Source organism: Candidatus Magnetaquiglobus sp. (assembly GCF_058402785.1).
Genome location: NZ_JBZVFG010000041.1, coordinates 25,951 through 32,753, shown reverse-complemented (window position 1 = coordinate 32,753; position 6,803 = coordinate 25,951). Strand labels below are relative to the sequence as shown.

Genomic DNA, 6,803 nt, shown 5'->3' with positions numbered 1-6,803 from the left:
TGGTCTGATACGCGACTCCGGTGCCGTTCTCGGCAAAATCCTTCGCTGCCGGGGCCGCCGGATCGATCACCGGGGCCTCGTTCACATTGGTCACCGTGACGGTCACGGATTTGGTGGCATTGAGCCCCAAAGCATCGGTCACGATCACGTCGATGGCATAGGTCGGTCCATGGACATGCTCGAAGTCCGGCGGGGTCAGGAAGGTCACCGCGCCCGTGGTCGGATCGATGGCGAAGAGGGCCGCGTCCGCCCCACCCAGCGACCAGGTGAGGGTGTCCGGCACATCCGGATCCGTGGCCGTGGTCTGATAGACCGTGCCCGTGGCGTTCTCGACGAAGGTGACCGCCGACAAGGCCAACGGATCGATCACCGGGACCTCGTTGACATTGGTGACGTTGATGGTGATGGCCTTGGTGGCGGTGAGCCCGCCCGAGTCGGTCACCACCACGGTGATGGCGTAGGCCGGACCGTGCGCCGCTTCGTAATCCGGCGGCACGAGGAAGGTCACCGCGCCCGTGGTCGGATCGATGGCGAAGAGGGCCGCATCCGTGCCGGTCAACGACCAGGTGAGGGTATCCCCGGCATCTTGATCGGTGGCCGTGGTCTGATACGCGACTCCGGTGCCGTTCTCGGCAAAATCCTTCGCTGCCGGGGCTGCCGGATCGATGAGCGGCTTTTCGTTGGCATTGACGACGTTGATCGTCACCGCCTTGCTGTCGAACAGCCCATCCCGATCGGTCACGGTGAGGGTGAGCGCGTAGGTCGGCGCATGGATGGCGCTCTCGAAATCCGGCGCGGCCTTGAAGGTCACGGCGCCGGTGGTCGCGTTGATGTCGAACAACGAAACATCCGCACCACCCAGGGTCCAGGTGAGCACATCCCCGGCATCCGGGTCGGTGGCCGTGGTCTGATAGGCCACACCTGTACCGTTCTCAATGAAATCCTGGGCCGCGGGCGCGTTCGGATCGATCACCGGTTTCTCGTTGACGTTGGTGACCGTGATGGCGACTGCCTTGGTATCGGAAAGGTTGAGCTTGTTGGTGACGATCACGTTGATGGTGTAAACATTATCCGCTCCAGCATCCAGCGGCGCCTCGAAATCGGGCAGAGCCAGGAACGTGACCGCGCCCGTGACCGGATCGATGGCGAAGCGTCCGGAATCCGCACCGGAGAGCGACCAGCTCAACACATCCCCGACCTCCGGTGGGGCGGCGGTCGCCTGATAGGCGATGCCCGTCGCGTTCTCCAGGAAGGTCGCGGTCGGACCCGAGGTGATCGAAGGCATCTCGATGACATCGGTGACGGTGATGGCGACATTCAACGCGCTGGAGAGACCTTTTTTGTCCGTTGCGGTGACAACGATGTCGTAGACGTTGTTTTTGCCAACATCCCGAGGATTTTCATAATCCGGGGAGGCGTTGAACCGAACCTCGCCCGTAACCGCGTCGAGGTTGAAGAGCGCCGCGTCCGCCCCGGAAAGCGACCAGGTGAAGGCATCGTTGGCATCCGGATCGGTGGCGGTCGCCTGGTACGCGACAACCGTGCCGTTCTCGGCGAAGTTGACCCCTGCCGCCGAGGTGATGACCGGGGCTTCGTTGACGTCCTCCACCGTGATGGTGACCGGCTTGGCGTCGAAAAGCCCGCCGCCATCGCTGACGGTCACGGTGATGGCATAAGTCGGGCCATGGGTGGTGCTCTCGAAATCCGGCGGACTCACGAAACGGACCTCGCCCGTGGTCGCGTCGATGGTGAACGACGACGCATCCGCGCCGGAGAGCGACCAGGTGAGCAGATCTCCGGCATCCGGATCGGTGGCCGTGGTCTGATAGACGACGCCGGCGCCATTCTCGTTGAAGGTGACCGAAGATGGCGCGCTCGGGGCGATCTTCGGGGCCTCGTTGACCGGGGTGACGGTGATGGTCACCGCCTGGGAGGCGGACAGACCGGCCTTGTCGGTGACGGTGACCTGGATGTCGTAAACATTGTTGCCACCGACATCCAGGGGGGTCTCGTAATCCGGCGCGGCCTTGAAACTCACGCCGCCGGTGGTGGCATCGATGGTGAACAACCCCGCGTCCGGACCGGCGAGCTTCCAGGTGATGGCATCGTTGGCATCCGGATCGTTGGCGGTCGCCTGATACGCGACACCCGTGCCGTTCTCGGCCAAGTTGACCCCTGTCGCCGAGGTGATGACCGGGGCTTCGTTGACATCCACCACCGTGATGGTGATCGCCTTGGCGTCGGTGAGGCCGAGCTTGTCGGTCACGGTCAGGGTCAGCGCGTAGGCGGGCAGATGGGTGGTGCTCTCGAAATCCGGCGGGCTCGCGAAGCGGACCGCGCCCGTGGTCGTGTCGATGGTGAACAAGCCCGCATCCGCGCCCCCGAGTGACCAGGCCATGACATCTCCGGCATCCGGATCAAAAGCGACGGTCTGGTACGCGACCCCACTGCCATTCTCGTCGAAGGTGACCGCCGCCGGCGCGGTCGCGGAGATCTTCGGGGCCTCGTTGAGATCGGTGACCGTGATGGTGATCGCCCTGGAATCGCTCAGACTCCCCTTGTCGGTAACGATGACGTTGATCTCGTAGAGATTGTCCCGACCCACGTCATTCGGGGCCTCGAAATCCGGCGGGGTCACGAAACGAACCGCGCCCGTGGCCGCATCGATGGTGAATCGGGCGGCGTCGAGTCCGGAGTGGGTCCAGACCCGCGTTCTGTCCCCGGCATCAAGCTGCGTGGCGGTCGCCTGATAGGCCACCCCCGTTCCGTTTTCGGCAAAGCTGGCACTCGGCCCGGAGGTGATCGTCGGCGACTGATCGGTGACGGTGATGGTCACGCTCTTGGAGCCGGCCAGTCCGGCCCGATCCGTGGCGATCACGTCGATCGCATAGACCGGCCCGTGGCTGGTGCTTTCGAAGTCCGGCGGGGTCTTGAAACGCAGCTCGCCGGTGGTGGGATCGATGGTGAAAAAGGCCTTGTCCGCACCACCCACCGACCAACCGAAGAGATCGTTGGCATCCGGATCCGTGGCAGTGGCGGTATGGACCACGCCGGTGCCGTTCTCGACAAAGGTGGCGCTCGATCCCGAGGTGACCACCGGGGCCTCGTTGACATCGGTGACCGTGATGGTCACCGCCTTGGAATCGTTCAAGCCGCCCTTGTCTTGAACCTTGACCGTGATGGCATAGGCCGGCCCATGGCTGGCGCTCTCGAAATCCGGGGGCAGACGGAAACTCACGGCGCCGGTATCGGCGTTGATGGCGAACAAGGTTTCGTCCGCGCCCGAAAGACTCCAAGCAAGGGTATCGCTCTTGTCCGGATCGCTGGCCGTGGCCTGATAGGCGCTGCCGGCGCCGTTCTCGGCAAAGGTCACCGCAGAGGGCGCGGACGCGGCGATCAGCGGCTTCTCGTTCAAGTCGAGCACGTTGATGGTCACCGCCTTGCTGGCGAAGAACTTGTTCTTGTCCGACACCTGAATGGTGATGTGGTAGCTGTTCTGCTTGCCGTGATCCTTGGGATTTTCGTAGTCCGGCGGCTGCTTGAAGGTCACCGCGCCGCTCGTGGCATCGATGTTGAACAGCGACTCATCGGCACCCACCATGGACCAGATGCGCGGTTCGTCGCCCGGATCCGGATCCGTGGCCTTGGCCTGATAGGCGATGCCGGTGCCATTCTCATCGAAGGTCACCGATTCGGCGGAGGTGACCGTGACCGTCGATTGATCGATCACCGTGATGGTGATCTCCTTGGAGCTGGTTTTGGCCGCAGGACCCTCCCAGCCCGTGTCGGTGGCCGTCACGGTGATGTTGTAAACATTGTCGCCACCGAAGTCCTTGGGGCTCTCGAAGTCCGGCTTGGCCAGGAAACGGACGGCGCCGGTCTGGGCATTGATCTCGAACAGGGCTGCGTCGTTACCCGACAGCGACCAGGCAAGCTTGTTCTTGTCCGCCGCGTCCGGATCCGTGGCCGTGGCCTGATAGGCGGTGCCGGCCCCGTTTTCCACGAACAGGACCCCCGCCTCGGAGGTGATCACCGGCGCCTCGTTGACATCGGTGACGGTGATGGTCACCGTCTTGGAACCAAACAACCCCTTCTTGTCGGTGGCGATCACGTCGAGGACGTAGGTCGGCGCGTGGTTGGCATTTTCGAAGTCCGGCGGATTGCGGAAGGTCACCACGCCGGTGGCCTCGATGCGAAAATATCCGGCATCGGTCCCGGAGAGGGACCAGGTGAAGGTGTCATCCTTGTCGGGATCGAATGTCGTGGCGGTGTAAACCGTGCCGCTCTCATTCTCGGCCAGGGTCCCGCTGCTGCCGGAGGTGACGGTCGGCGCCTCGTTGACGTCGGTCAGCACCACCCACACCGTGGCCGAGGCCGAACCGCTCTTGGGCAGATCCTTGACCACGGCGGTGAGCCGGATGGTCGGATTGGTCTCGAAGTCGAGCTTGCTCGGGTCGAGCACCGTGATCTGCCCGGTGCTTGAATCCACGCCAAAGGCACCGCCGAAATTCTCGCCCAGACTGAATTGCAACTTGCCCTGATCGGCCACGTCCGGGTCGGTTGCGACCAGCGTCCCCACGATCGTTCCCTTGGGGACGTTCTCGGCAATGGTGAAGGTCTGGATCGCGATCGTCGGCGCGTTGTTGATGGTAACCGTGGTGGTGGTCGTGGTGGTGGAGCTGAATCCCGACGACGAAAGCGTGCCGGCGGCATCCAAAGGCGTGGGCGCGATCCCCGGAATGGTGGTCGTGGCTGTCGGGGTCACGGGGGCCGTGGTGGTGGCCTTGGGGGGCTCCTCGCCCTTTTTGGATTCAACGGGCGGGGGCTCGGTGGACTCGGCGGGTTTGGCCGGCTCCTCGGTTTTGGTCGTCTCCTTGGGTTTATCCGACTCCTTGCCCTTTTTCGCGGCCAGGGGAGATGTTTCCAGCACCTTCAACAGCTCTTCGGCATTCTTCGTGGCGGTTTCCAGGTCCACGCCCAAACGGGTCGCCTCGGTGCGCTGCCGCTCCACGGCGACATCGTGCAGCCCCTGGATCACCTTGTCCAGCGGCACGCCGGCCTTGACCGCATCGGCAACGCCGTTGATCAGGCTGGTGGTGGCCGCGTCGATGGCCCGGATGGCCTGCTCCTGCGCCTTGGTCGTGGCCGTGGTCTGACTCAGATCGTTGAGGTTGAGCGGGGTTGCGGACTCGACCCGCCCCTTCTGCCCCTCGATGCTCCGCACGATCTCCAACTGCTCCTTGGGCACCACGGCTTCGATCTGATTGGCGGTCTGGGTGGCGAGTTGCGTCTCGCGCTTGGCCGTCTCGACAACCGCCTCCTGGACCTTGGTGGCCTGTTCCGTGCCCAGAAGAGACTCCAGGGAGCGACGGGTCTCCTTCTCCAACTCCGCGAGCTTGTCGTTCAACTCGGCCTTCAGCTCGGCCTGCTTCTTGGTATCCCCTTCCGCCTCCACCTTGGCGATCTTCTCGCCCAACTCGGCGTGCAATTCGGTCTGACGTTCGTCGTGGCCGGCCACGATCGCGTCGGCATCCGGTTTCAAGGCCGGATCGGTCACGATCCCGGCGAGCTGCTCGTCACGCTCCCGGCGCAACTTCTCGAGCTGCTCGGCCTGCTGACGTTCGATCTCCTGGAGCCTGGCGGCGCCCTCCGCGCCCAGGGTCTCCTTCAACTTCGCGTCGAGGGTGGCGATCTTCTCGTCCGCGTCGATCCGCTTCTCGATCGCCTTTTCCAGCTCCTTCTCCAGCTTCTCCTCGGCCTTGCTCACCAGCTCATCCAGGGCCTGGGGAGATTTTTTCAACAACGCTTCCGCCGTCGCCTTGTCCGGGGCCAACCCCTTGTCCACCAGGGATTTGGCCACCTGGCTGGTCAATTTTTCCCGCGTCTTGGGAGAGAGCTTGCGCAGCGTGGTCGAACCATAGGCCCCGCGCAACTCCTCCCGCGTCGCCTTGCGGACCTCCGGGGCCTTGTTGGCGCTACCGGTGAGCCGTTCGCCATGCCGGACCGCCAGCGGCGCCTTGCTGGTATCCGCCGCCCAGGCGTCGTTGATCAACGACCAGCTCCTGGAGAAAAACAGCTCGCCGGACGAGGCCTTCGGAGCCGGACGACCCGCCTCCTCCATCCAGACCAGCACCTCCTTTTGCAGGGTGATGACCTCGATCTCCCGATCCTTGCCCTTGCCATCCCCGAGACGAACGAACCCTTCCGTGCCGCGCACCCCCAGGGTGGCCACGGGCGTGACCACCTTGAAGGGTTGATCCTTCATTTTGGCGAGCTTGCCGGAGGTGAAACGGACCATGCCCTTGGTCATGTTGACCACGCCGTTGCCCGACTCCTCCTCGGGCTCGAAGCGATACTCCTGCACCAGGAATTCACTCTCCGGACCCAGGGCGATCACCGCGTCGTCGCGCATTTTCATGATCAGGCGCGTCTCCTTGCCGGTGACGACCTGATCACCCGGAAACAGCGTTGCCCCCTCGGCCAGGGTGCGTTTGACACTCTCGAAGCTGGCGTAGGCCAACCCCTTGAACTGGGTGACGGTGCCGACCGGTTCACGCTGGGCGGCGGATTCGGCCACGCTCTTGGGCTGGGGAGCCTCGGAGCCCTTCTTGTCGGGCGTGGCCACCTTGGCGCGTTCCACGGTGATCGGCTTGCTTCGTTGGCCCCCATCCGGGATCAGCAACAGATAACCACCCAGGGCCGCCAGCAAAGCGACCAGGACCATGGCCACCAACCGTTTGTTCCGAAGAAGATTTCTCATGGATCGCGAGAATCCTTGCTTGCTGACTTGCAGAATGGGGAGA

Annotated in this window: 1 protein-coding gene; it reads right to left on the bottom strand. The window is 63.8% G+C overall.

The genetic code is table 11. The annotated features are described in order from the left end of the window. On the bottom strand, nt 1–6,760 hold a 6,760-nt coding region (locus tag ACV4UY_RS12755; RefSeq protein WP_491607965.1), incomplete at its 3' end, for a cadherin domain-containing protein. Nucleotides 6,761–6,803: the final 43 nt, after the last annotated feature.